The organism is Dyadobacter luteus (genome assembly GCF_003383615.1).
In the GTDB taxonomy this organism is placed as follows: Bacteria; Bacteroidota; Bacteroidia; order Cytophagales; family Spirosomataceae; genus Dyadobacter; species Dyadobacter luteus.
Genome location: NZ_QNUL01000001.1, coordinates 76,789 through 103,679, shown reverse-complemented (window position 1 = coordinate 103,679; position 26,891 = coordinate 76,789). Strand labels below are relative to the sequence as shown.

Annotated in this window: 20 protein-coding genes; 17 read left to right on the top strand and 3 right to left on the bottom strand. The window is 41.7% G+C overall.

Annotated elements, in window-relative coordinates:
* Positions 1-5 precede the first annotated feature (5 nt).
* The 6 genes from DSL64_RS00455 (at position 6) to menD (ending at position 7,216) form a co-directional block, all read left to right on the top strand.
* Positions 6-398, top strand: a complete 393-nt coding sequence (locus tag DSL64_RS00455) for an START-like domain-containing protein (RefSeq protein ID WP_115828677.1) — start codon at positions 6-8, stop codon at positions 396-398.
* Positions 398-1,888 (top strand): LptF/LptG family permease, encoded by a 1,491-nt coding sequence (locus DSL64_RS00450; RefSeq protein WP_115828676.1) that lies wholly within the window; start codon positions 398-400, stop codon positions 1,886-1,888. The genes DSL64_RS00455 and DSL64_RS00450 overlap by 1 nt, the downstream gene beginning before the upstream one ends.
* Before the next feature lie 106 nt (positions 1,889-1,994).
* Positions 1,995-2,270 (top strand): 30S ribosomal protein S15, encoded by a 276-nt coding sequence (rpsO, locus tag DSL64_RS00445; RefSeq protein ID WP_115828675.1) that lies wholly within the window; start codon positions 1,995-1,997, stop codon positions 2,268-2,270.
* 110 nt (positions 2,271-2,380) lie between these two features.
* Positions 2,381-4,513, top strand: a complete 2,133-nt coding sequence (locus DSL64_RS00440) for a polyribonucleotide nucleotidyltransferase (RefSeq protein ID WP_115828674.1) — start codon at positions 2,381-2,383, stop codon at positions 4,511-4,513.
* Positions 4,514-4,580: 67 nt separating this feature from the next.
* Entirely contained in the window at positions 4,581-5,444 is an 864-nt protein-coding gene (locus tag DSL64_RS00435) for a sigma-70 family RNA polymerase sigma factor (protein WP_115828673.1), read from the top strand.
* A 14-nt stretch (positions 5,445-5,458) separates the two neighbouring features.
* Positions 5,459-7,216, top strand: coding sequence for a 2-succinyl-5-enolpyruvyl-6-hydroxy-3-cyclohexene-1-carboxylic-acid synthase (gene menD, locus DSL64_RS00430; RefSeq protein WP_229216901.1), 1,758 nt, complete (start codon positions 5,459-5,461; stop codon positions 7,214-7,216).
* A 7-nt stretch (positions 7,217-7,223) separates the two neighbouring features.
* Here menD and DSL64_RS00425 read toward each other — a convergent pair whose 3' ends face one another.
* A complete protein-coding gene (locus DSL64_RS00425; RefSeq protein ID WP_229216900.1) occupies positions 7,224-8,231 on the bottom strand; it encodes a tetratricopeptide repeat protein in 1,008 nt (335 codons plus the stop codon).
* Positions 8,232-8,299: 68 nt separating this feature from the next.
* Between DSL64_RS00425 and DSL64_RS00420 the strand changes: the two genes are divergently transcribed.
* The 7 genes from DSL64_RS00420 to trmB all read left to right on the top strand — a co-directional run bounded on the left by DSL64_RS00420 (position 8,300) and on the right by trmB (position 17,570).
* Complete coding sequence (locus tag DSL64_RS00420; RefSeq protein ID WP_115828671.1) at positions 8,300-8,551, top strand: hypothetical protein; 252 nt, start codon at positions 8,300-8,302, stop codon at positions 8,549-8,551.
* 168 nt (positions 8,552-8,719) lie between these two features.
* Positions 8,720-11,731: a tetratricopeptide repeat protein gene (locus DSL64_RS00415; protein ID WP_115829119.1), complete on the top strand. Its 3,012-nt coding sequence runs from the start codon at positions 8,720-8,722 to the stop codon at positions 11,729-11,731.
* 32 nt (positions 11,732-11,763) lie between these two features.
* Positions 11,764-13,431, top strand: coding sequence for a TonB-dependent receptor (locus DSL64_RS00410; RefSeq protein WP_115828670.1), 1,668 nt, complete (start codon positions 11,764-11,766; stop codon positions 13,429-13,431).
* A gap of 30 nt (positions 13,432-13,461) precedes the next feature.
* The gene (locus tag DSL64_RS00405; protein WP_115828669.1) at positions 13,462-14,535 is read left to right on the top strand and encodes an HU domain-containing protein; all 1,074 of its coding nucleotides are present in this window, start codon (positions 13,462-13,464) and stop codon (positions 14,533-14,535) included.
* A gap of 115 nt (positions 14,536-14,650) precedes the next feature.
* Complete coding sequence (locus DSL64_RS00400; protein WP_115828668.1) at positions 14,651-15,580, top strand: hypothetical protein; 930 nt, start codon at positions 14,651-14,653, stop codon at positions 15,578-15,580.
* 6 nt (positions 15,581-15,586) lie between these two features.
* On the top strand, positions 15,587-16,885 hold the full coding sequence (locus tag DSL64_RS00395) for a bifunctional folylpolyglutamate synthase/dihydrofolate synthase (RefSeq protein ID WP_115828667.1): 1,299 nt from the start codon (positions 15,587-15,589) through the stop codon (positions 16,883-16,885).
* A 25-nt stretch (positions 16,886-16,910) separates the two neighbouring features.
* A complete protein-coding gene (gene trmB, locus DSL64_RS00390; protein ID WP_115828666.1) occupies positions 16,911-17,570 on the top strand; it encodes a tRNA (guanosine(46)-N7)-methyltransferase TrmB in 660 nt (219 codons plus the stop codon).
* Between the two features lie 91 nt (positions 17,571-17,661).
* On the opposite strand, the gene gap is transcribed toward trmB, so the two are convergent.
* Positions 17,662-18,672: a type I glyceraldehyde-3-phosphate dehydrogenase gene (gap, locus tag DSL64_RS00385; protein ID WP_115828665.1), complete on the bottom strand. Its 1,011-nt coding sequence runs from the start codon at positions 18,670-18,672 to the stop codon at positions 17,662-17,664.
* Between the two features lie 388 nt (positions 18,673-19,060).
* Here gap and DSL64_RS00380 point away from each other — a divergent pair, with 388 nt between their 5' ends.
* Together DSL64_RS00380 and DSL64_RS00375 are read left to right on the top strand one after the other, a co-directional pair.
* Positions 19,061-19,876: a 2,3,4,5-tetrahydropyridine-2,6-dicarboxylate N-succinyltransferase gene (locus DSL64_RS00380; protein WP_115828664.1), complete on the top strand. Its 816-nt coding sequence runs from the start codon at positions 19,061-19,063 to the stop codon at positions 19,874-19,876.
* A gap of 182 nt (positions 19,877-20,058) precedes the next feature.
* Positions 20,059-20,499 carry a helix-turn-helix transcriptional regulator gene (locus DSL64_RS00375; RefSeq protein ID WP_115828663.1) on the top strand — a complete coding sequence of 147 codons (441 nt, stop codon included), beginning with the start codon at positions 20,059-20,061 and terminating at the stop codon, positions 20,497-20,499.
* 1 nt (position 20,500) lies between these two features.
* Here DSL64_RS00375 and DSL64_RS00370 read toward each other — a convergent pair whose 3' ends face one another.
* On the bottom strand, positions 20,501-22,384 hold the full coding sequence (locus tag DSL64_RS00370) for a T9SS type B sorting domain-containing protein (RefSeq protein ID WP_115828662.1): 1,884 nt from the start codon (positions 22,382-22,384) through the stop codon (positions 20,501-20,503).
* A gap of 269 nt (positions 22,385-22,653) precedes the next feature.
* Between DSL64_RS00370 and DSL64_RS00365 the strand changes: the two genes are divergently transcribed.
* Positions 22,654-25,014 (top strand): DUF1549 domain-containing protein, encoded by a 2,361-nt coding sequence (locus DSL64_RS00365; RefSeq protein ID WP_115828661.1) that lies wholly within the window; start codon positions 22,654-22,656, stop codon positions 25,012-25,014.
* Positions 25,015-25,210: 196 nt separating this feature from the next.
* A complete protein-coding gene (locus DSL64_RS00360; RefSeq protein ID WP_115828660.1) occupies positions 25,211-26,632 on the top strand; it encodes a DUF1501 domain-containing protein in 1,422 nt (473 codons plus the stop codon).
* The last annotated feature ends 259 nt before the right edge of the window (positions 26,633-26,891 follow it).

The window sequence follows — 26,891 nt, the reverse complement described above, 5'->3', positions numbered from 1 at the left end:
ACAGTATGGAAAAGTATAAATTTGTAACTGAGTATGAATTGAGATCATCTCCTAAAGTATTGTTTCCTTATATATCCACACCGTCGGGTTTAGAACAATGGTATGCTGAGAAGGTGACTGTTTTACCTGATCATCGGTTTGACTTCCAATGGGATGGCGAAAGTCATATCGTCAGACAGACAAGTCTCCGTATTAATAAGGCGGTAAAATTTGAATTTGAGCACACCAGTGACGATGATCTGGATAATGATCATGTGGAACTAAAACTTGAAGTTAGTGAGTTAACCCAGACAACGTTTCTTCGAATCGTTGATTATTCGAAGAATAAGGATGAAGCGGAGCTTGCTTCACTTTGGGACGGATTTTTAGACAATCTTAGAGAAATAGTAGGGAGTTGATGAAAAAGCTTGATAAGCTTATTTTTATGTCCTTTTGGGGACCTTTTATAATTACAATGTCGGTTGTGGTCTTCGTTTTTCTAATGAGGATCATGATTTTTTATATTGATGATTTTGTTTCAAAGGATCTTGGACTGATAGATTACGCACGTTTGTTTTTCTATTTCAGTCTGATAACTGTCCCGACTGCCTTGCCTTTGGCTATGCTGCTGTCTTCCCTGATGGCATTCGGTAATCTGGGAGAGTTTTTTGAGCTTACTGCCATTAAGAGTGCGGGTATATCTATAGTGAGGGCTATGGCTCCGCTGTTTATCATCGCTGTCGGAATCAGTATATTTTCCTTTTTCTTCAACGACAGGGTTTCCCCCTGGGCGAATCTGAAAGGGTACAGTCTGTTATATGATATCAAAACCGCAAAGGCGACGCTGAAGATCAAGGATGGAATTTTCTATAATGATTTGCCTGGGTATAGTATCAAGGTAGACAAGAAGGAGGACAATGGTAAGCTGGTCGGGATGGTGATCTACAAACATTCCAACAGGTCCTACGAGCTGGGTAATACGGAAATTATTCTGGCGGACTCGGGTCGTATGTATTCCATTAATGAAAACCGGTATCTGGTTATTGAGCTTTACAATGGTACACATTACACGGAGGTGGTAAACTCGGGGGCGTCAGGATCATATATTTCTTCTCCTTCGGCTTCCACTGCTGTGGTACACAATTTTCAGCGCGATGCTTTCAAACATTATAAGCTGACGGAGAGTTTATCTTCCTTCGGAATGAAGAGGACGGATGAAGGACAGTTCAAATACCATGAGTTTATGAAGAATATCGGTGATTTGACAAAAACTGCCGATTCGCTCAGAAGAGCTTATGACCAGACAAAGAAAGAACTTATTCCTAATAGTCAGCAATACTACACTTATAACTACAGGACTAATACAGACAAAACACTCAAACCCGGGAAATGGATAGACTCTTTGTTGACTGTTCAGGTAAGCGATAGTTTGAAAAAGGATATTTTAACAACAGCTAAAAATGCTTCCGGAGGTATGTTGAGCTATGCCAACTCCCAGGCGGATTATTTGCAGACGCGACTGAAAGATGCCAACAAATATGAACTGGAAAAGCATCACAAATATACCCAGGCGTTATCTTGTCTGATCATGTTCCTGATTGGTGCGCCACTTGGTGCCATCATTAAAAAGGGTGGATTCGGCGTTCCGGTATTGATTTCAATTGTGTTTTTTATCCTTTTGTATGTACTCACCAATCAGGGAGACAAATGGGTGAAAGAGGGGATACTTGCGGTTCCTATCGGTGCCTGGCTGGCGAACACAATCCTGTTATTCACAGGGCTCTATTTTATTGACAGAGCCAGAAGTGATTCGAGGCTTTTTGAGAAAGACGTGTATGTTATGTATTTCAAAAGAATTAAGGATAAATGGACAAGTAGATTTCGTAAAAGAAATCTTATACCATCATAACTGAAATATATTTTCATTTCAAAGAAAAAATTCATAATTTTGCAACCTTATTTGCAGCAAGGTGCTGTAAGTTATATATTAAAAAATTTAATCTGTCGTTACAATCATGTATTTAACCGCGGAAAAGAAGAGAGAGATCTTCGAATCTAAGGGATTCAAAAAAGAAGGTGCTGACACCGGTTCTGCTGAATCACAAATCGCCCTTTTCACGTACCGTATCAATTATTTGAACGAGCACTTGAAAACGCACAAAAAAGACAACGATACCAGACTAGGCTTGCTTAAGATGGTAGGAAAGCGTAGAAGATTGTTAGACTATCTTTTCAAAAACGACATTAACCGCTACCGTGCGATTATTGCCGAATTGAACATACGTAAGTAATTATCGATCAGGGAACTTCTACTAAGACAGTTCCCTGATTTCTTTGCAGGAATTTCATCAAAAGTAACTTTCTGGACGGCGTTCAGCGGTTTTCAAACAACACATATTTTATGCTATTTAATATAGTTAACAAAACTATAACTCTGCCGGACGGGAGAGAAATCACAATTGAAACAGGGAAATTAGCTAAACAAGCGGATGGTTCTGTAGTAGTTCGTATGGGAAATACGATGCTGCTTGCTACGGTTGTTGCTAATAAAGATATAAAGGAAGGACTGGATTTCTTACCACTATCTGTTGATTATCAGGAGAAATTCGCTTCTGCCGGAAGAATTCCGGGAAGTTTTATGCGTCGTGAAGGGAAACTATCTGACCACGAGGTACTGGTAAGCCGTTTGGTTGACCGCGTGTTACGTCCTTTGTTTCCTGATGATTACCATGCAGAAACACAGGTAAACATAGTTCTTATCTCAGCAGATTCAGAGGCATTGCCAGACGCACTTGCTGCACTTGCTGCTTCCGCTGCACTTGCTGCTTCTGATATTCCTTTCGGAGGACCTGTTTCGGAAGTACGTGTTGCAAAAATTGATGGAGAGTTTGTTATCAATCCAGGTTCCGCAGCGCTTGAAAGAGCCACACTTGAATTGATGGTGGGCGCTACATACAATGATATTGCGATGGTTGAGGGGGAGATGGAAGAGGCAACCGAAGAAGAGGTAATCGAAGCACTAAGACTTGCTCATGAAGTGATTAAGCAACAGTGCCTTGCTCTCAAAGAATTTGAAGCCGCTGTAGGTAAAACTGAAAAGAGAGAATACATAGGTGACGAGCAGGATGAAGAACTGGAAGCAAGAGTAAGAGCTTTCTGTTATGATAAAGTTTATGCAGTGACTCAATTGGGTTCACAAAATAAAAACGTCCGTAAAGATGGTTTTAAAGCTGTATGGACAGAATTCGTTGAAAGCATAGGAGAGGAAGAAGTAAACGGCGCTTTGGCAAAACGTTATTTTAATGATATCGTTTGGGAAGCATCCCGCCGTCTGGTTCTTGACGAAAGAAAACGTCTGGATGGTCGTAAGTTGGATGAAGTTCGCCCTATAGCATCTGAAGTCGATTTTTTGCCAAACGCTCACGGATCCGCCCTTTTCACAAGAGGTGAAACGCAGTCACTTACAACCGTGACGTTGGGAACTAAAAATGACGAGCAGATCATTGACACTCCGCTTAAATACGGATACAGCAAATTTTTGCTACACTACAATTTCCCTGGATTTTCAACTGGAGAAGTGAAGCCTAACCGCGGACCTGGTCGCAGAGAAGTGGGACATGGAAACCTGGCATTGCGTGCTTTGAAAAAAGTACTTCCTGCTGCTGAAGATAATCCATATACAATTCGTATCGTTTCTGATATTCTTGAATCAAACGGTTCATCATCGATGGCGACTGTATGTGCAGGTTCACTTGCATTGATGGATTCAGGTTTGAAAATTAAAGCGCCTGTATCTGGTATTGCAATGGGATTGATCTCTGATGAAAAGACAGGTCAATATGCTGTTTTGTCTGATATTCTTGGAGACGAAGATCACCTTGGAGATATGGACTTCAAAGTAACCGGAACTGAAAAAGGTATTACTGCCTGCCAGATGGATATGAAAGTAAACGGTCTTTCTTTTGAAGTTTTGACTGAAGCATTACTTCAGGCAAAAGCCGGCAGACTGCATATTTTGGGTGAAATGAATAAAACTATCACAGAAAGTCGTGCAGATCTGAAACCTCACACGCCTCGCGCCGTCGTAATTAAGATTGACCGCGAAATGATTGGTGCAGTAATCGGACCTGGTGGTAAAGTTGTTCAGGATATTCAGAAAGAATCCGGTGCTACTGTTTCCATCGAAGAAAAGGATGGTGCTGGTTTCGTGAGTATATTCTCTGCTGATAAGACTTCAATGGATAAAGCAGTTTCTCGTATCAAGGGAATCATTCTTGTACCTGAAATTGGCGAAGTTTACAGCGGAAAAGTAAAATCTATTATGCCATTCGGAGCGTTCGTTGAGTTCCTTCCGGGTAAAGACGGTCTTCTTCACATTTCTGAAATTAAGTGGGAAAGACTTGAAACTATGGATGGCGTACTTGAAGTTGGCGAAGAGGTTCAGGTTAAACTGGTTGAAGTAGACAAGAAAACAGGGAAATATCGTCTGTCAAGAAAGGTTTTACTTCCTAAGCCAGAGAACAAAAACGCATAAAACGGTGTTTTTTAAACGAGGGCATTACATCATGCCGTTATTTATACATATTAATATAAGAATGTAGATGAGACAGCTAAAGATCAGTAAGCAAATTACCAACCGAGAAAGTCAGTCATTAGATAAATATTTGCAGGAAATCGGTAAGGTTGATTTGTTAACGCCGGATGAGGAAGTGACGTTAGCTCAAAAAATACGAGATGGTGATCAGTTCGCACTGGAAAGACTGACAAAGGCGAACCTTCGTTTCGTTGTTTCTGTTGCGAAACAATATCAAAACCAGGGTCTTTCACTGGGTGACCTTATAAATGAAGGAAACCTCGGTCTGATCAAGGCAGCGCAACGATTCGATGAAACCAGAGGGTTTAAGTTTATTTCCTATGCTGTATGGTGGATTCGTCAGTCCATTCTTCAGGCATTGGCTGAACAGTCGCGTATCGTACGTCTTCCACTGAACCGTGTTGGATCTTTGAATAAAATCTCGAAGACTTTCTCCGAGCTTGAACAGAAATTTGAACGTGAACCTTCTCCTGAGGAATTGGCAGAGGTACTTGAAATATCATCCTCTGAGGTTGTTGATACTATGAAAATCTCAGGTCGTCACGTATCAATGGATGCCCCTTTTGTTCAGGGTGAAGAAAACAGCCTTTTGGATGTTCTTGAAAACGATCTTGAAGACAAGCCTGACAGCGGTCTTGTAAATGAATCGTTGAGAAAAGAGGTACAGAGAGCACTTTGTACACTTACGCAGAGAGAGGCTGACGTAATTGCACTTTACTTTGGTTTGAACGGAGAGCATGCTATGACACTGGAAGAGATTGGTGAAAAATTCAATCTTACCCGCGAGCGTGTTCGTCAGATCAAGGAAAAGGCAATCAGAAGATTGCGTCACGTTTCCAGAAGCAAGGCTTTGAAAACTTATTTGGGATAAAACCCACCGTAATTTTGAATAATGAAATAGCCTCGGAAGAGGCTATTTTTGTATCAATCAGAATGGCAATACTTCAACCATTAATAGATCTCGCTGCTTTGACTTACTTGCATGGCGTACGGCACGTAGTGCTTTCACCAGGCTCGCGCAGTGCAGCACTTACACTCGCTTTTTCACGCCATGGAGGCTTTCAGATACATCCGGTAATAGATGAGCGTTCGGCAGGTTTTATAGCACAGGGAATGGCGCAACAGCTTTGCAAACCGGTTGTTTTGATATGTACATCAGGAAGTGCAGGATATAACTTTGCACCTGCCGTTTCAGAGGCTTTTTTTCAGCAAATACCTCTTCTCATTCTCACCGCCGATAGGCCCAGGGAATGGACGCATCAATTTGATGGACAGACAATTTATCAGTCAGAACTTTATGGTAAGCATGTAAAGAAATTCTTTGAATTGCCCTCAGATTATAGTCATCCAGATTCTATCTGGGCAATTAACAGATCTGCCAACGAAGCCGTTAATCTGGCCGCTCAGGTTCCATTGGGACCTGTACATGTAAATGTTCCGATAAGAGAGCCCTTTTACCCGTCGGAAGGGGAGGTGTTAGCACCTTCTCTATCAATACGTTTGATTCACCAGACTCCTGTTGATCGCCTGATTTCTGTGAGTCAATGGAACGAGCTACTTGATGAATGGGATGACTCAAAGAAGATACTAATAGCCGGGGGGCAATGCGCTCATTCTGCTTTGCTAAACGAGACATTGTCAAAGATAACAGATGAATTACAAGTGCCTGTTCTGGCAGATAGTATAGCGAATTTGGCTGGCAACGAATCATTCATTTCACATCATGACCTGATACTCTCCGGTAACGATGATGCCGATCTGATGCCTGATTTGCTGATTACCTACGGATTATCGTTTGTTTCCAAAGAGCTTAAGACTTTCCTACGAAGGAACCCAGCTAAAAATCACTGGCATATTGGTAACGATGGAGTATGGGCAGATCCGTTACAATCAGTAACAAGACAAATAGCTGTCGATCCGGATTATTTCTTTTCTCAATTATTTGAAAAAATTGATTATCAGCTGTTTACTGAGAATTCGGAGCCGGACAATGATGCCGGTTATCTGGAGAAGTGGTTGGTAAAAGAAAGATTGGTGCGAAGAAAAATTCAAGATTTTCTTCTAAATCAAACTCTGTTAACTGACCTAACGGCGATAGATGCTGTATTATCGCAATTAGCTGACGGAGAGCAGCTTCATGTGGGTAACAGTATGCCTATCCGTTATGTAAATGCACTAGGCAAACCGGATCTTGTAAGCGTATTCTGCAATAGGGGAACAAGTGGAATAGATGGCTCGCTCAGTACTGCAATAGGTGCAGCATTGACCAATTCCTGCCCGACTACGTTGATTATCGGCGATGTTTCATTTCTATATGATCGAAATGGCTTGCTGATCAAGTCTCTACCCGAAAATCTGAAAATTGTAGTTGTCAATAATGGAGGGGGGAATATATTCCGGATGATAGATGGCCCTGCCAGGCAGCCTGAACTGGAAGAATATTTTGAAACCCGACACCTGCATACAGCCCGAAGAACTGCTGAAGATGCGGGTTTGATTTATTTTTCTGTCCATCAAATGGAGGATCTGGCTACTCAGCTGGCAGCCTTCCGAAGTTGCGACAACACTTGCTTACTTGAGATCTTCACAGATCCTGAGGAAAACCGGGTCATCTGGAAACAATTTAAGCAGCTTTTAGCCTGAAAAATTGCTATTTACAATGTAGTTTCAGTTCTGAAATAGCCAGCGCATCTTTCAGGACTGAACCTTGCTTCCAGATTTTGCATGCATTGGAAGAGTCTCCTTTTTTGAAATAAGCCTGCCCTGTAAGTCCGTACAGTTCTTCAACAGGTTCAGCTATTTCTATGGCCTTATTGTATTCTGCTAAAGCCTTCTCAACGTCGCCCGACTTCATATGATAGATGCCCATGTTGCGTAGCGCATATCCATTTTCCGGCATGATATCCAGCGATCTGTCGATCAGTTTAACAGCTTCATCCAGGCGTCCCAACTGAAGAAGGGTATAGCCTTTATTATTCAAAGCCAATGCGTTGGCAGGGTTCAGGTATAATATCTGATCAAACAATCTTAGCGCTTCATCGTGTTTATGCTGATGGATCGCGATGAGTCCAAGGTTATTCAATGCCTCTATTTGCGAGGGACGAATAGTAAGTGCTCTGCGAAAGTCGTGCTGTGCCAGTGCATAATTTGCCTGATTGTAGTACAGTGCTCCTCTGTTGACCAAAGCTTCTGTATTAGTTGAGTCCAGAGTAATTGCGCGGTCATAGTCTGAAACAGATAAGGCCGATTCGTTTCTTGCCTGAAACAAATCTCCCCGGATCAGAAAATACCGTGAAGAGTCCTTATAGTCTTTTTCGATTAGCTTTAAATCAGCATCAGCTTCTGCGGTTCTGCCCAAATTGAGCGCCACTTCTGCCCGTACGAGATTTGCCTGTGTAAGGGTAGGATCAATCCGGATTGCTTCTGTCAAAATCTCATAGGCATCTGCAGGCTGACTCATTTTCATCAAACAGATACCTTTATTCATATAAGCGTCTGCGAAATCCGGATTCTTGTTGATTGCTTCATCATACAGCCTCAGAGCTTCGGTATAATTCTTTTGTTGAAATGCATGATTGGCTTTTAGAAAAAAATCAGCTGCATCTTTTTTTCTTTGATTACCGCAACCTATCGAAGTTATTACTAAAATAATTAGCAAATATCTGTTTAAAAATTGGAAATTCATTAGAGTGCTTAAATGATTACTTTTGAGAAAAATTATTTGTAATGAGATATATTAAAGACGTACCCAGCAAAGACTTTAAGATTGGTATATACCAATGGAATAACAAGTATATTATCAAAGTTGAAACCGGAATGTTTGAACAAACTTACAAAATCGATCAATATGAGGTCGAAACCGTTGAAGAAATCGAGAAATGTATTGATGAACCGTTTCTCAGAGCAGTGGCACAAACATTTGACAGCATGGGAGGGCAGTTTCAGGCTACACTACTAAGAAATGAAGTGATTTTTTAACACACATTATTATAAAAAACTACCTTCGCATACTACGTATACGGTTTTGAGGAGGTTTTCGTTAGATACCTGTTTAGTTCTGATACCAGGGTGTTTTCCCAACAGTACATTGGTCCTTATATGTCGAAAAATAAGATTAAAATACAACAATTCATCAAACCAACCCCTATGCTTCTGAAACATAGCACTTATTCCTTTGGGTTATACTTAGCTTTTGGTGCGTCCGCTGCCGTTGCTCAGAGTACGCTTGGAATTACCGAGCCTGATGCACACTTTCGCAATGGCCTTGAATATTATGAAAAATCCAACTTTGTGGCCGCCAGGCAGGAATTTGGAGAGTATCTTAGTTCAGAGGATAAACTTTTGAGTACAGGTGATTATAACAAGGTAACTGCAGAGTATTACATAGCAGTTACGGGTCTTTATCTGAATTATCCGGAAGCGGAAGTACAGGTTGACAGGTTCGTGAAAAATCACCGGGAGCATCCTAAGGCTCAGCAGATTTACGGAGACCTTGGTAAATACTATTATGAGGGAGGAGAATACGAAAAAGCGATAACCTACCTGGGCAAGGCTGTGAATTTGCCGGGAAACAATGCTAAAAAGACAGAGAACACGTATCAGCTCGCCATGTCGTACTACAATACGAAGCAGCCTGATGCAGCTCTTCCCCTGTTCAATCAGGTAAAGACAGATGCCTCCTTTGCCAATGCAGGAGACGCATCGTTTTATGCCGGGGTAATCAACTACCAGAAAAACAATTTCGACGAAGCCTATCAGGATTTTGCACGGGTTGAGAACCATCCTTATTATAAAAATGAAGTTCCCAACTGGATTATCTCTTCTTTATACCAACAAAAGAAATATGACCAGTTGCTGCAATACGGAGAAAAGACGTTGACCCAGCAAAGAGGAAATACTAAACTGGATGACGTTGCACTTTATGTCGCAGAGGTCTATTATGAGAAAGGAGATTACGCTGCAGCCGTAAAAGCTTACGAGCGTTATAACAAAATGAAATCTGGGACAATCCCTCCCGCGATTGCTCTGCACTATGGTCATTCACTCTTTCGCAGTAATAATTACGATGGAACAATCCAAGTGTTAAAGAATACAGGAGCGGGCAAGGATTCTGTATCGCAGTATGCTTCTTACTTACTAGGAGTCAGTTACTTAAAGACTAATAATTCAACCTTTGCTTTAACATCATTAGGTGATGCTGCAAAGCTGGATTTCAATCAGGTTGTTAAAGAAGAGGCTTCTTATAATCACGCTAAGATTCAGTTGGAGACCGGAAACAATAATGAAGCCATTAAGGAATTCAATGCTTTCATGACCCAATTTCCGCAAAGCAAACATATTGAAGAGGCAACGGAGTTAGTAGCAGAAGGATATTCCGGTGCTAATAATAATGTCGCTGCTATCAGATATATTGAAAGTCTTACTAAACGAAATACTAAAATAAATGGTACTTACCAGCGACTTACTTACAATCAAGGCGTGCTGGAATTTAACCAGCAACGATTTGATGCAGCTGTGGCGCTATTCGACAAGTCGCTGAAATTTCCTATTGATGAGGAAATTTATAATTCGGCTAGCTTTTATAAGGCTGAGTCAGTTTATGGTTTGAAGAAAACCGACGAGGCAGTAGCACTTTATAACCAGATTGCTAAAAATCCTAAGGCTGGTATTTATGCACGCAAGAGTCTGTATGCACTTGGGTACGTTTATTACAATCAGAAAAAATATAGTCAGGCACTGGGGTATTTTAAAGATTTCGTAACTAACCTGAATGGTATCGATACGCAGATCATAGAAGATGCGCATGCACGTCTGGCAGACTGTTACCTGGCTGCTAAAAATTATGATGAAGCTATCCGCACTTATGAGAAGGTGGCTATCAACGGAAAATCGGATAAAGATTATGCTACATACCAGAAAGCGAGAGCTTATGTGTACATGAATCGCGAGGCTGAAGCACGCCGTCAGTTTGAATTGTTAATCAGCTCATACCCTCAGTCGCGTTACCTGGACGATGCTTATTTCCAGATTGCCGATATTGATTTCCAGAATCAAAGTTATTCAGCTGCTGTGAAGGGCTTCACGAGAATGATTAATGAAAAGCCTAAAAGCTTGCTCATTCCTGCAGCTTTGCTGAGAAGAGCCCAGTCTTACTATAACCTGCAGGTTTATGAGCAGGCAATTGTCGATTTTAAAAAGATATTGACTGAATTTTCTGACTCACAGTCGGCAAGCAGTGCCTTGGAAGGTATTCAGGAGGCTTATTCAGCAGTTGGGCGCCCGGAGGAGTTTACGCAGGTTCTGGGTGTAGTACGTAAGAACAATCCCGGAAACGAAAAGCTGGAAGAAGTGGAGTTCGACAACGTGCGAAACCTTTATTATGCTGAAAAATACGATAATGCTAAAAAATCACTGCTTGAATTCCTGAATTCATATCCGGCAAGTAAGCACCAATATGATGCCCGTTACTTTATTGGTTCATCTTATGATAAAACCGGTGATGTGGCTGAGGCATTAAAGTATTTCAGTAAAGTTGTGCAGGAGAACAGATCTACCTTCGTTGCAGCTGCTGCACAGCGCTCGGCTGAACTGGAGATAGCAAGAGGTAATCATAACAATGCAATTACCAATTTCCGTATTCTGCTCAGAAATGCAGAGAGTAAAAAAGAACAGGCTCAGGCGTGGATTGGGTTGATGGACAATTATTATACGCTGAAGAGCTATGATTCAACTCTGTATTATGCAAGAGAAGTGATTACAGCAGGAAATATTATTCCGGGCGGATTAGGCAAAGCGCAGTTGTATTTAGGTAAAGTGCCTTATGATAAAGGTGATATGACCAAAGCGGTGGAGGAGTTTAAAAAAGTAGCAGCTAATTCAAAAGATGAATATGGGGCGGAAGCCAGCTACTGGAATGCGGTAATCCTTCATAAAACGAAAAAATACAAGGAAGCGGAGGCTGCAATAATTGAAATGGCGAAAAATTTCGAGGGCTATGATTACTGGCGCGTACGCTCTTTTATTTTATTGGCTGAGGTATATGTTGGCTTAAATGAAATGGGGCAGGCAAAAGCAACCCTGAACTCTATCATCGATAACTCTGATGATGAAGACGCCGTTAAACTAGCCAAAGAAAAGTTGGCTCAGATTTCGAAATAGACCATTAACTCCGTTAAAGTAAAAATACTATTATGATGAATTCAAGCATATTGCGAGGTTCCTTATTCATTTTAACTCTGGGATTTTCTTCCAACTTTGCCATCGCACAGAGAGGGGAAATCGAAAGCCAGACATACGAAATTGTAAAAGAGAAAAGTATTGAGTTTGCCCCTGCGGCGCGTATATATGATAAGGTTCAACCTGTTCAGGGCCAGGCCGGCCAGAAGAAGGTGAACTATGAGATTTTAGATCCGAACATTAATATCTCCGCGCCCAAGCTTACCCCGGCAGTAGGCGTATCTTCAGATGAAAAGGAAAGATCTGAAATGCCGGGCGTGTTAAACAATTACATTAAACTAGGAGCGGGTAATTATGGCCGGTTTCTTGGTGAAGGTTTCGTAGGAGCAAGACCATCTGATGATTTGCTCTTCACTGCGCAGCTCAAACATCTTTCGGCAGCAAATGGTCCGGTGGATGGCAAAAACTCGGCAAATGCAGCAACAAATCTGAAAGTGGGTGGAAAATACATTCGTGAAACCTACAAAGTTGAAGCGTCCCTGGGTTACGACAGGAAAAATTATTACTTCTATGGATACAAGCCACAGCCGGAAGGAGTGGTTGTAAACAGAGACAGTCTCCGCCAGACAATCAATCAGTTTGGCATCAACCTGGGATTTGAGAATACAGATGCTTCCGTGGCCGTTGATTACTCTGTAAAGACAAGTCTTAATACTTTGACAGACCGTTACAACGCGTCTGAGCTGGATTGGGGGACAAAGCTGACCGCTGCTGTACCGATTTCTGAGTCGTTTTATGCCTTGCTTGAAGCGGATGCGTTCCTTTCACAGCGCGTTGACAGGCTTACTTACAACCGAAACCTGTTCAGAGTAAAACCAACATTCAAGTACGCATCTGACGTTTTCACGGTAACTGCCGGTTTGAATGCTGTAAACGAAACGGACAACCAACTCGGAATTAACAGAACAAAGGCATTTCCGTTAATCAATTTTGATGTTACACCGTTTTCTGGTCTGCACATTTTCGCTGGTTATAACGGAGATATCGTAAGAAATACGTTAAAGAGTATGTTGAGCGAGAATCAATGGTTGGGGGCTAACGTTTTGATTGCCAATACCGAAAAGACAGGAGATATGTATGCTGGTGTGAAAGGAGAAGCGGATGGCTTTAATTACGAAGGAAAAGTGTCGTATGCCAGGTATCGCAACTTCTATAATTTCAACAACTCACTTGCAGATACGTCAAAGTTTTCCATCATCTATGATCCGGGTAAAACGAATGTACTGACGATTTCCGGCCAGGCAGGCTATAACTTCAACGAAATTTTCAAGACATCATTAAAAGTCAATTTCTTTAATTATTCTGTAGGTGTTGTGGAAGAAGTATGGCATCGTCCGGACCTTACTTTGAACTGGTTCAATGCCGTAACGGTAAGTAAAAAACTGTTTGTAACAGCAGATCTTTATACACAAAGAGGTATAAAAGCGAAAAATTTTCAGTCTGGCGTAGTTACAAAACTACCCGTTATCGCCGATCTGAATCTTAAGATAGATTATCTGTTAACCAAGAACTTCTCTGCCTTTGTGGCCATCAATAACGTGCTTGGGAAGCAGTATCAGAGATATCAGTACTATCCTCAGCAGGGTCTAAATTTTATTGGAGGATTATCATTTTCTTTTTAATTTCGCCAAATACATCTGAACAAGTACTGCATGACTGCTGTCGAAACGGTAATAAAGAAATTAGTTAGTGATTATGAATTCGTGATTATTCCCGGATTCGGTGCTTTGCTGTCAAGGCAGGTTCCGGCTGTGTATGATCAAAATTCAGGGATATTTGCGCCACCTGTTAAAAAACTTGCATTTAACGAGTTTCTGAAACTGGACGATGGCTTCCTGGCTAACTACATTTCAAGGGAAGAGAATATTTCTCATTCGGAAGCTATAGCACGGATAAAGGAATATACTGAGAACCTGAAATCTACTCTTGTTACCAAAGGGCAAACAGTTATTGAAGGGATAGGTCACTTTAACAAGAATGTTGAAGGCAAGCTGGTTTTCGAACCCAATGTAATCAACTGCTTTAAGGACGAGTGGTATGGCTTTTCGAAGGTTGCGGTAAAAATGATAGAGAGACCTGAGCCTGTTAAAGTAGAAACTGTTCAGGTTGCAGAGGAAGAGCATCATGTTGAAGTACTTGAACTGGATTCAAGAAAAGTTCGCAGCGTGAACTGGGTAAGATGGGCATCGGCCGCTATGCTTGCAGGATTGATGGTTTATGTAAGTTTCTTTCTGGTAACCTCAAATTCCGGTAACAATAAGAGCACTTTAAATCCATTTGATTTTTCAGCTGAGAAGGAAGAAACGATTTTGGTAGATCCTGTTCAGAAAGAAGAAGAAATAGTGGAAGTTGCACCAATTGTTGGTGAAACAGTAACAGAAGAGAAGAAAGCTGACTCTATTTCTGTAGTAGCTGAGCCTGTAGTTGTAACACCTGTACCAGCAGCTGCTCCGGCAGTAACAACACCAGCACCTGAGCCTGTTACGGAGCAAAAGAAATTTTACCTGATCGCAGGAGCATTTAATGGAATGAAGCGTGCTACTGTTTTAAAGGAAGATTTGCAGGGGAAAGGTTTCAAAGATGCGATAGTTCTTCCAGCAGGAAAACACAGTAAAAAGTTTACAGTAGCTGTCCAGGGCTTCGATGCTGAAAATGAGGCTTATGCTGCATCAGGCAAACTCAAATCAGTGATCGGTGAGCCTGGGTGGGTTTTAAAAATGAAGTAATTTAGCGTTAAAGCTATATAATTGGTAAAGAGGGAGCCTTAGGCTTCCTCTTTGCGGTTTATACGAAAGTTTTTAATTTTACGTTGTTGAGCCAAATAACAAACATCAAAATACAATGATTGTATTACAGGCAGAAGATCGTCAGAGAATTGCAGTGTCGTGGGCTTTATCCGTAGGGATTACCCTGGCTATTCTTGGCTTATTCTTTTTTATACGACTGAGTAGCTCTATTCCAAAGGTTGAGCCACTAGAACTTTTTGTGGAGGTCAATTACGGTACCAGTAAAGTGGGGAAAGGGGATATTCAGACCTTTAATAAACCTAATGATTCCAAGGTTGCTGAGAATATGAAGGCGGATGCTGACGAGGTGAAGAAGGTGAAGTCTGTTGCTACTCCTAAACCAACTCCTCCTACACCACCTAAAGTAGAGTCAACCAAGCCGACCAAGACGGTTGCGGAGAAACCTGTTATCACCTCAAAAACCGAAAGTCCTGTTGAAGCACCTGAGAAAACTGAGACGAAGAAATCTACGGGTAGTGCAACCTCTTCAGCTCCGGCTGTTAAACCTGCTCCGGAAAAAGCTGTGAACAAAGACGCTTTGTTTACGAAGTCTTCGGGCAGTAAGTCAGGTAGCAATGGTACCAACGGAACTAAGTCCGGAATTGGAGGAAATAACAATGGAGATGATGCCGATGGTGTAGGTGACAAGGGATCCAAAACAGGAAGCCTGTTTTCTAAGACCTACAAGGGTGAGGGAAGTGGTGGTAATGGTGCCGGGACAAGCCTGAACCTGTCAGGATTCGGAATGAGCGGCAGACCCGTGGTTGACGATAATTCTGATGTTACCGGAGATATTACATTCAAGATCACAGTTGATCGTAACGGACGAGTAAAAAGTATCATCCAACAGAACTCGACAGTTACTGACTATGCTGTTATTAATAAATATAAGAACGCAGTAAGAGCGATTGTCTTTGTTCCTAAATCAGCAAACGTACCTGATGAATCTACAGGTACTATCACCTTTAAAATACGCTCTCGTTAAAAAAGAATGAATTATCAGGAAACGATTGAATACCTGTACAGCAGACTTCCGGTTTTTCAAAATATAGGGGCCCGTGCTTATAAGCCGGGCCTTACTACTACGCTTGAACTTTGTAAAATACTTGATAACCCTCAGGATAAGTACAAGACAATACACGTTGGTGGAACCAACGGTAAGGGAAGTACTTCACATATGCTCGCTGCCATTTTACAGGAAGCGGGATACAAGGTTGGGCTGTATACATCCCCTCATCTTAAATCGTTTACGGAGAGAATCCGGATAAACGGTAAGGAAATCAATCAGGATTACATAGTTGATTTTATTGCTGGTAATTTATCTAACATTGATAGATTAAGCCCTTCGTTCTTCGAAGTTACAGTAGCCATGGCTTTCGCATACTTTGCGCACGAGCAGGTGGATGTGGCGGTTATAGAGGTAGGCATGGGCGGAAGGCTGGATTCTACAAACGTAATCCTGCCCGAACTTTCAGTGATCACGAATGTCAGTTTCGATCATACACAGTTTCTTGGTGATACACTGGAGAAAATCGCCGTAGAAAAAGCAGGAATTATTAAACAGAATACGCCGGTAGTGGTGAGCGAGTACCAGGAGGAAACAGCCGAAGTTTTTAAGGCTGTTGCTGAAGGAAAGCAGGCACCTGTCTTTTTTGCTTCTGAAAGAATCAGGGTTGAAAATGTCGGTATGCAAAATGGCCTTTCGGTTGTCAACGCCGGGCCGGCGGACCATTCCGAAGTATCCTACCCGAATCTGGAAATTGATCTGGTGGGATCTTATCAGATCAAAAACGTTGCCGGAGTACTCCAGGCAGTCGAACTGTTGAAAGTAAGTGGTCTTCAGATTGAATCTTCTGCGGTATACAGTGCATTAAGGAGAGTGACTACTCTTACAGGGTTGAAAGGCAGATGGCAAAAACTCGGTGATTCACCTGCCATTTACTGCGATACTGCTCATAACGTAGCGGGACTAACGCAAACACTTAAGCAATTCGCTGGTTTAACTGCAAAAAAACACCGCTACGTGATTGGTTTTGTTGGAGACAAGGATATCTCTGCTATGCTGGCGATGATGCACTCTGAGGCGATTTTTTATTTTACGGAGCCAACTAATTCAAGAGCACTAAAGGCTGAGAAATTACAGGAACTCGCAAGCGGGTTTGGACTGACGGGAAATTATTACTTTAACGTAAATGATGCCCTTAATGCTGCCATCGCCGATTCAGATCCTGAAGATTGCATTTACGTAGGAGGCAGTACGTTCGTAGTGGCCGACCTCGATAATTTATAGTTAACAATTAATACAGAGTTAAGAAATGTCAAGAAGAAAGTTGGCACATTATGAGTTCAGTGCTCAGGCCGATAATGTGATCCAGGCAGAGAAGCCGCTTTATACTACAGTAAAGGGTAAATGGAATGAATTATATTTCAAAAATGCGAATCCTATCGTACTTGAACTGGCTTGCGGCAAAGGGGAATATACCATCGGGTTAGGTAAGCAGTTTCCGGATAAGAATTTTATCGGTGTCGATATCAAAGGCGACAGAATTGCAAGAGGGAGCCTGGCTGCCAGCGAAGCTAATTTAACAAACGTAGCTTTTTTGAGAACAGGGATACAGTATTCTGATGAGTTCTTTTCAGAAAAGGAAGTGGACGAAATATGGCTGGTTCATCCGGATCCTCAGGTACGCGACAGGGATGAGAACAAGCGGCTTACCAATAACCGTTTTCTGGATATGTATTCCCGGTTCCTTAAAGACAACGGAATGTTTTATTTAAAAACAGACAGCTCGTTTTTGTATGAATACAGTTTGGAAACCATTTCAGAGTCAGCGCATTTTGAGATACTTGAATATACGGATAACCTGTACGAATCTGAATTACTTACTGAACATTACGGTGTTAAAACGCACTATGAGCAGATTTTCGTAGGGAAGGGTTATTCGATTAAATACATTAAGGCCAGGCTGAGATAATACCAGGATCCGGATTTTAATATATACCGACAAAAAAACAGGGCTTCGGAAAATACATCCGAAGCCCTGTTTTTATAAGAAACCAGATTGATTACTTGATCAATTTAGCGAAGTAATAAACTGTACGTACCAGCTGAGATACGTAAGACATTTCATTGTCATACCAGCTAACAGTTCTTACCAATTGCGTATCACCTACTTTCTGAACTCTTGTTTGAGTCGCATCGAACAAAGATCCGTAGCTGATTCCGATGATATCGCTGCTCACGATTTCATCTTCTGTATATCCGTAGCTTTCGTTAGCTGCATCTTTCATCGCGGCGTTGATTTCCTCAACAGTAGTTTCTTTTCCAAGAACAACAGTCAATTCAGTCAATGAACCTGTAAGAGTAGGAACACGCTGAGCAGATCCATCCAATTTACCTTTCAATGAAGGCAATACAAGACCGATTGCTTTAGCAGCACCAGTACTGTTAGGAACGATGTTCTGAGCAGCTGCACGAGCTCTTCTCAAATCACCTTTTGGATGAGGAGCATCCTGAGTATTCTGATCGTTAGTATAAGCGTGGATAGTTGTCATCAAACCGTTAACAATTCCAAACTTCTCTTCCAAAACCTGCGCCATTGGAGCAAGGCAGTTGGTAGTACATGAAGCACCGCTGATGATCGTTTCAGAACCGTCTAGGATGTTGTGGTTCACGTTATAAACGATAGTTTTAAGGTCACCTGTGGCAGGAGCAGAAATTACAACTTTCTTAGCACCTGCAGTAATGTGTGCACCTGCAGACTCTGCGCTCGTGAAGAAACCAGTACATTCAAGTACTACATCTACTTCGTGAGAAGCCCATGGAATTTGAGCAGGATCTCTTTGAGCATAGATTACTATATTTTCACCGTTTACAACGATAGAGTTATCAGTGGCTTTAACGTCTGCGTCAAAACGGCCCTGAGCTGTGTCATACTTAAGAAGGTGAGATAAAACCTTTGGACTTGTAAGATCGTTGATAGCTACGATCTCGATGCCTTCCATGTTATAGATTTGACGATACACAAGGCGTCCAATACGCCCGAAGCCATTAATTGCAACTTTTACTGTAGACATGTCTAGATTTGATTTTGTTATTTCTTACGAGCAAATTTAAGAAAAAGAATGGTATGTCAAAAGTTCCGGGGAAGGTCTGTGTACCAATATTGCCTGAGGAAACCAATGGACGTGGGACATGTGGTTAAAAATCAAACGAAAGCATATTTAATGAAATTAAGTTAAAAACGGCTTTTTCTTAAGAATTGGTGCAATATTTGCAGTGAGCAATATGGGAGCTACCGGAATTCATAATCCGCCCGTGCCGGCATCTTTAAATGATGAATTTTACGTCTGTTTAGAGGTGCTCTTGTAAGGAATAATATGGGTTTATATTTATTCTGTCTTGTAATTTAATTGCTTTGTAAATCAATAACTTAAATATATTTCATTAAACAGTTTAATTAATATGAACTTCGCAAGTAAGATCGAAGAAGTATGGTCAAATCGTGAGCTTTTGAGGGATCCTTCGGTAGTATCACTTATATCCGAAATTATTGAAGAAGTGGATAAAGGACGCTTAAGAGTTGCCGAACCTCAGGAAGATGGAAGCTGGGTAGTGAACGAAGCACTTAAAAAAGCAATAATTCTTTACTTCCCTATACAGCAAATGCAGGTGAGTGAGGTTGGTATTTTCGAATACCATGATAAAATGAAGTTAAAAACAGGTTATGAGCAATTAGGGGTGAGGGTTGTACCTCCTGCGGTAGCCCGTTATGGTGCTTATATTTCAAAAGGAGTTATCCTGATGCCTTCGTATGTAAACATCGGTGCATATGTGGACGAAGGTACAATGGTTGATACATGGGCAACTGTAGGAAGCTGTGCTCAGATAGGCAAAAATGTTCATTTGAGCGGTGGAGTGGGTATTGGAGGTGTATTAGAGCCAGTGCAGGCATCTCCTGTAATCATTGAAGACGGAGCTTTCATAGGGTCCAGATGTATCGTCGTTGAAGGTGCACGTGTTGGGAAAAGAGCGGTTCTTGGAGCAGGTGTAACGATTACCGGCAGTTCCAAAATTATTGATGTTACGGGTGAGAAGCCTGTAGAGTATAAAGGATTTGTTCCGGAGGATTCTGTAGTAATTCCTGGTTCTATCCCAAAAGAATTCGCATCGGGTACTTATCAGGTCCCATGTGCATTGATCATTGGTAAGCGTAAGGCAAGCACTGATCTGAAAACTTCTCTGAATGATGCATTGCGCGACAATGGCGTAGCGGTGTAAAATTCTAAATTAAGCTCTCATTTACAAGCAGCACTTTACAGTGCTGCTTTATTTTTGTAATTCAATATAGTTTAATAATATAAATTATTACAATTTACTTATATAAATCGCTGCACGCTTTGTCATTTATGAAACTAAATACTAGTTTTGTGTTACAATTTACATAGTTCAATATTTGAGACATGGATTTAAGTAAGAAAATTAAACTGATACTATCAGGTAAGAATATATCGCCGTCTATTTTTGCCGATGAAATTGGAATACAGCGTTCAAGCATGTCTCATATTCTGGCTGGGAGAAATAAGCCTAGCCTGGACATCGTGCAGAAAATAATAAAAAGGTTTCCGGATTTAGGAATGAACTGGATTATGGACGATCAGGATTTGCCTCAATTTAGTTCTGAAGTTCCGCAACCAGTAGTAGCAAATGAGTTCATTCAAACGAAAACAGAGCCTCAGCAAAAAGCGGAGCCTATTATTGCGGAGAAAGAGGTAAAGGCGGTACAAACACCTTCACCGGAACCTGTGCCTCCCGTAACAACACAGGTGCTTGGAAAGACAGTTACAAAAATTATGGTTTTCTATTCCGACGGTACTTTTCAGGAGTTGAATCCTAATGGTTGAGTTAGCGGATAATCAGGAGTTCACCTTTGTAAATTGTCTCGTTGGTTTGGATAATGTAAGGGTAACTTCCGGCACTTACTTTGGCATTTTGAAAAGTACCATCCCAGGGAACCTTATATCCTTCTGACCGAAAGATGACCTGTCCCCATCGATTGTAAATGGTAACTGCCTGTACACGATCTTTGGCATTGAAGATCTGAAATGTATCGTTTATTCCGTCATGATCAGGTGTGAACGCGGTGGGAATGTATATAGGACTGAGGATTTTAACAAAAACAGATGAAGAGGCGAGGCAACCTGATGAAGAGGATACATCAAGCGTAAATTCTGTATCTTCAGCCAAACTCACCGATATATTTTTTGTTGACAAAGAAAAACCCGGATCTGCAATTGTTGTCCATGAGAATTGATTGCCTCCATGATCAGGGAAAACATCCGGCTGTATCGAAATGTCAGCGCCTTCATTTCCGGTAATGGTATCCGGTAGTGTTACTAACAACTCGCCGGGTGAGATATAAATTGAATTTTCAGATTTACAGCCAGACTCTATATCCTGAGCTATCAGCTTGTAATTACCCGGCTGGTTTATAACAAGTTCGTTGATCGAGCTGGCTACCACTGCGTTGTTGTGGGACCATTGGTAAATGAATCGCTCAGGATCATTAATGGAGCCCGTGAGGAGCATCCTTTCATTTGGGCAAATACTACTTTCTTGCGATGTGATTTCAATTGGCGGAGGTGGTTGCAGTCGCACTCGAACGGGTGCCGACGTAGTGTCGCGCGTACATTTCTTTGTGTAACTCTTTATCACCGAGTAGCTTCCGGTATCGCTCACTGTCACATTGGGAGCAGTGGCACCGGGAATATTAAATCCGTTTTTTTGCCATTGGTAGGTCCAGTCGGATTCCTGTTTTATCGCCAGTGTGACCGCATGAACTGAACACATAGTTATGTTTGTGACAGGCAAATCGCTGACTGTCACCACGGGTACATCTGGCGCCTCGTCGTCACAGTCGATTACCATCAGTTGAAATTCTCTTCTGACAACCCCGATTTTTTTACCGTTTCTGTATTCCTCACACTGTATTGCAAATACAAAAAGTCCGGTTGCATTGGAATTGACATATAAGATACCATTCTGATCGATCCGGAGAGGCTTGCTTCCCGAAATTACATTCTGCAGTGAAAAACCATTGGACCATTCCACTTCGGGGTAGCTACTTTTCACTGTGTTATCACCATTGGACTGCCGTGTGCTGGTGTGCCCTCGCAGTGGATTGACAAGAGCATACCTGAGCTCGTCTCCGTCACTATCAATAGCAGACATATTCATGGTAAAATCTCTGTTCGTGCAGATGTATTGTCCATTTGGTATTTGAAACTGTGGAGAAGAATTGCTGATACTCACCGGCGGAAATTCGAGATATACTGTGATTCCGTTGGTTTGTGGCTCTTTAATATTAGTAATATCTGAATTCCTGCAACATCGTTCCCATACCATATAATATCCGTCAGGATCATTATACCGCTGTGGGCTAAGCGAAATGCTTCCCTCGTAGACTCCCACAGAAGTATGAAGAGATTTAAAAATTGCACAGGCCTTGTTCTGATAGGGGATATCATCCGTAGAAATGTATTGTGCTATTACCTGATCCATATAAGCCCGCGTCCTTTTATTATATATAAAAATAACTGCACTATTATCGCGGTTTCCGCCGGTTGTATTGGTGGGAATGATGAGGTTATTTCCGTCCCAAAATTGAATAAGAGAAATGTTGTAACGATTATTACCAGTGTGGCTCAATCGTAACTCGCCTCCCACGATGTGGTCTGCGAGTAATGGGAATGCTGCAAGCAGCATGAAGATGATTAATAGCTTTTTCATACGTTGATTGCATAGAGGAGAAGGAATATTATTATAAAATTACAATTATTAATTATATTATATCAATAATTTGTTTTCTAAGTAGTTGTTTACTTGGGACTTGCCACATCGGGGTTTGGAAGATGTAAAAGTTAGCCAGCCAGAAGTCCTGTTCCACGTACTTTTTGGTGTTGGGGTTAAGTAAAGAATTAGGGGTGTTTCACTTATACCATTGTTTACAGGTAACTCTGTATATCAACCATGTCCTGAACCTATTCAAGTTTTCTTTTATGTGCATGCTCTTACAATCGACCGGAACCTTCTGGCTCTGGCAATTTCTAGGAAGGCTACATCCGCTCCTTGTTCATTTTCCGATAAGCCTGCTTTGTGTCGCACTGGTGCTCGAAGTCATAGACTGGCGTAAAGGAAATAATGCATTACGCGGTGCCAGTCGGATTCTGATATTTATTGGAACAACTACAGCCATAATCGCAGCGATTTTGGGATTGCTGCTGGCAGATAATGGAGATTATGGTGCCCCGTTATTGGATATTCATCAATGGGCGGGGATAGCAACAGCAATCCTATCAGGAGTAACAGCTTTCTTCCTACAGAGAAATAACATCAAAGCGTATAGAGGTGCCTTGGTGCTGACGGTATTGGGAGTAACTATTGCCGGACACTATGGTGCAATGCTCACACATGGGGATGACTACCTGACAAGCGTATTACCCAACCAACAAAGTGCTGAGGATAGCGCTGGCGGTACAGACTTTGTACTTACTAATCATGGAGCGTTAAGCGAGCAGCAGCTTCTGGATCTCAATTTACAGGTAAGAACCATCCTGGCTCATAACTGTTACAGTTGCCATGGAGAAGCCAAGTCGAAAGGAGACTTACGTCTGGACGGAAAGGAATTAATGATGAAGGGCGGAAAAGGCGGTGCTGTCGTCGTGCCGGGTCAACCCGACAAAAGTGAACTGATCCGAAGGATTACATTGCCCAAAGGTCATAAAGAAGCTATGCCAACGAAGGGTAAGAGATTGACGGACAAAGAAGTCGAAATACTGAAATTTTGGATTGAAAAAGGTGCCAAATGGCCTGATGGTAAGGAGAAAAGTATTTACCGTGTAGCACGACTGGAACCTCGAAATCCTGAAATACCTCCGGCGAGTGGAGATATTGTACAGCCCGTTGATCGTTTTGTAAATGCATATTTCAGAAAGAATAAAATAGAATGGCAACCATTGGTGAACGACAAGGTTTACATCCGTCGGGTATATCTGGATATTGTAGGTTTGCTTCCTACGCCTTTGCAGGTAAATACATTTCTGGCAGATAAGCGTTCGGATAAAAGAGAGAGATTGGCCAGTGAGTTGCTGTTAAGGAATGATCAGTATACTCAGCATTGGCTTTCTTTCTGGAATGATGCGTTGAGAAACGATTACTCGGGTACGGGGTATATTACTGGTGGTAGATTTGATATTACAAAATGGTTGTACATGTCTCTCGAAAGTAATAAACCATACAATCAGCTTGTGAAAGAGCTGGTGAGTCCTGTGAAAGGATCTGAGGGTTTTATAAAAGGTATTAAGTGGCGCGGTACCATCAATAGCAGTCAGCGTACAGAAATGCAGGCAGCACAGAATGTATCTCAAGTCTTGCTAGGGCTCAACCTTAAATGTGCGTCATGCCATGATAGTTTTATCAGTGACTGGAAACTGGATGACGCCTATGCGTTCGCGAATATTTTTGCCGATACTCTTCTTGAAATCAACAGGTGCGATAAACCGACAGGAAAAATCGCTGGTACGAGGATGCTATTTCCTGAATTAGGGGAGATAAGTGTTACGAAAGATACAGAGTTGAGGTTACGACAACTTGCCGATATGCTGGTGCAGCCTAAAAACGGGAGACTTTACAGAACAGTGGTAAACCGGATTTGGGCGCAGCTGCTCGGCAGAGGAATAGTGGAGCCGGTAGATATGATGGATAACCTTCCCTGGAGCGAGGATTTACTGGACTGGTTGGCGTCCGATTTCGCAGCGAACGGTTATGACATGAAGAAACTTATCTATACGATTGTAACATCCAGAACCTATCAGCTACCTTCCTCTTCCGTAAAAGAAGCAGATGAGATGATGTCGGAATCCTACAGGTTTACCGGTATGGCAAGAAAGCGGATGACGGCGGAACAATTCAGTGATGCGATCAGTGCTTCATTTGAACCCATGTATGCCGATACTGCGATCGTTTACAAATTACTGCCAGAAGATTTGAAAAAGAATAAAATTCTTCCCCGCGCAGCTTTGGTTAAGAATGATCCTTTTTTAACCGCTTTGGGACGACCCAACAGAGAGACGGTAAGTACAAGCCGGATGTCTCAGGCTAACTTGTTACAGGCACTGGAGCTAACCAATGGATCGAAATTTACAGAAACCTTAAAAAAGGGTTCAACCCATTGGCGGAGCAAATATCCAACTTCGGATGCACTCATTGATGCACTGTATGAAAATACGCTAGGCAGAAAACCTGTGCCGAAGGAACTGACAGCAGCTAAAAAAATAGTAGGGAAATTACCTACAGAGGAAGGGATTCAGGATTTGGTTTGGGCTATTGCTTTAACCCCTGAATTTCAACTCATATATTAGTATAAAATGTATAAAGCATTTATAATGTATAATTCATTTTATATGTTTTAAAAGTCTAATAATAATTTACTGTAAATATTTTTAATACTTTAATAAAACAATTATTTGTATAAAAAGATAAGTACATATAATACTTTTTAAAAATATATTACATTTTATATGTTGTGATTGATAATCAATATGTTAAGATTTTGATATGAACAAGAACTGGAATAGAAGAGAGTTTCTGCAACGGGCAAGTGCCGCAACTATGGCTGCATTGGCGGCAGGATCACCGGTAAGTAATCTTTTATCAGCTTGTAAACCAGGATCCAATTCGAAAGCCGACACGGTTATTTTGCTCTGGATGGCAGGAGGGATGGCTCATACTGAAACATTCGACCCCAAAAAATTTACTCCTTATGAGACTGGTATTGAAGGGAACCGCGTGCTGAGTACGTTTCGATCTGTCCCTACAATTCTTGACGGAATACACTTTTCAGAGGGACTGCAATCTATCGGAAATGTGATGGACAAAGGAACTTTGATACGTTCCTATGTTGCTGCAGACATGGGGCACATTCTTCATTCTAGACACCAGTATCACTGGCATACCTGCTATGAGCCGCCTCAAACAGTGGCGGCGCCCCATATAGGTTCGTGGATCGCAAAGGAGCTTGGACCGAAGAATCCGGTGATTCCTGCGTTCATCGATATTGGTCAGAGATTTACTGTTGGTGAGGCCGAGGAGTTGAAAGCATTTCATACAGCCGGCTTTCTGGGCAATGAGTTCGGACCATTCTTTATTCCTGATCCTACGCAGGGACTCGACAGCGTAAGACCACCCGTTGGTATGGATGTCAAACGTTTTGAGAGACGGAATCAGTTATATAATGAGTTGATCAATAATAGTCCGGTGGGAGAGTTTGGCAGCGATTATCAGAGAGAGTCCTTGAAGCGATCAATGGAGCAAGCCTACGCATTATTGAATTCGCCAGAATCAAAAGCTTTCGATCTGAGTACCGAGCCGAAAGAAAGTTATAACATCTATAATACCGGAAAATTTGGTTTAGGTTGCCTGCTGGCCCGCAGGTTAACTGAACAAGGGGCTCGTTTTATAAGTGTAACTACCGAATACGAACCATTTAAAGGTTGGGATACTCATGAAAATGGCAACACGCGGCTTGTTGAAATGAAGCGTCAGATCGATGGGCCAATTGCTCAGTTGGTAAAGGATTTGGATAAACAAGGTCTTCTGGACAGAACGATGATTGTCCTTGCAAGCGAGTTCAGCAGGGATATGATGGTTGAAGGCCGGCCAGATCAAAAAGTACAGGAGCAGGTAGCCCAACCGGATATCCTCACCGACATGAAATTCTATGGAATGCACCGGCATTTTACAGACGGATGCTCGATGTTGATGTTTGGAGGAGGGGTGAAGAAAGGTTTTGTATATGGCAAAACGGCAGATGAGAGGCCGTGTAAGACAATTGAAAATCCTATTAAAATTGATCAGGTGCATCAGACAATTTACCACGCGTTGGGTATAGCTGAGGACACGCAATACGAGGTGGAGAAACGACCATTTTACACAACTCCGGACGGGAAAGGCAAAGCTGTGCTTGATTTACTTGCATGAATCTGCAGATATCTAAAATTAATCAGCCGGTTGCCTGCGCAATCGGTTTTTTTATGCTTGAATAATTCAAATTCTTGCAAAACCTCACTCCATTTTGATTCACTACATGATATAGTTCAATAAAAACTTATTTTAAAAATATTTGTAAAAACCGGACACAGCAGGATAGTCTCGTTTCAGAATAGAACTACTATTGCGAATAATACTATTTTAAATAGGTATTATTATACAAATATGTATCGAATTATCAGTCCAATGT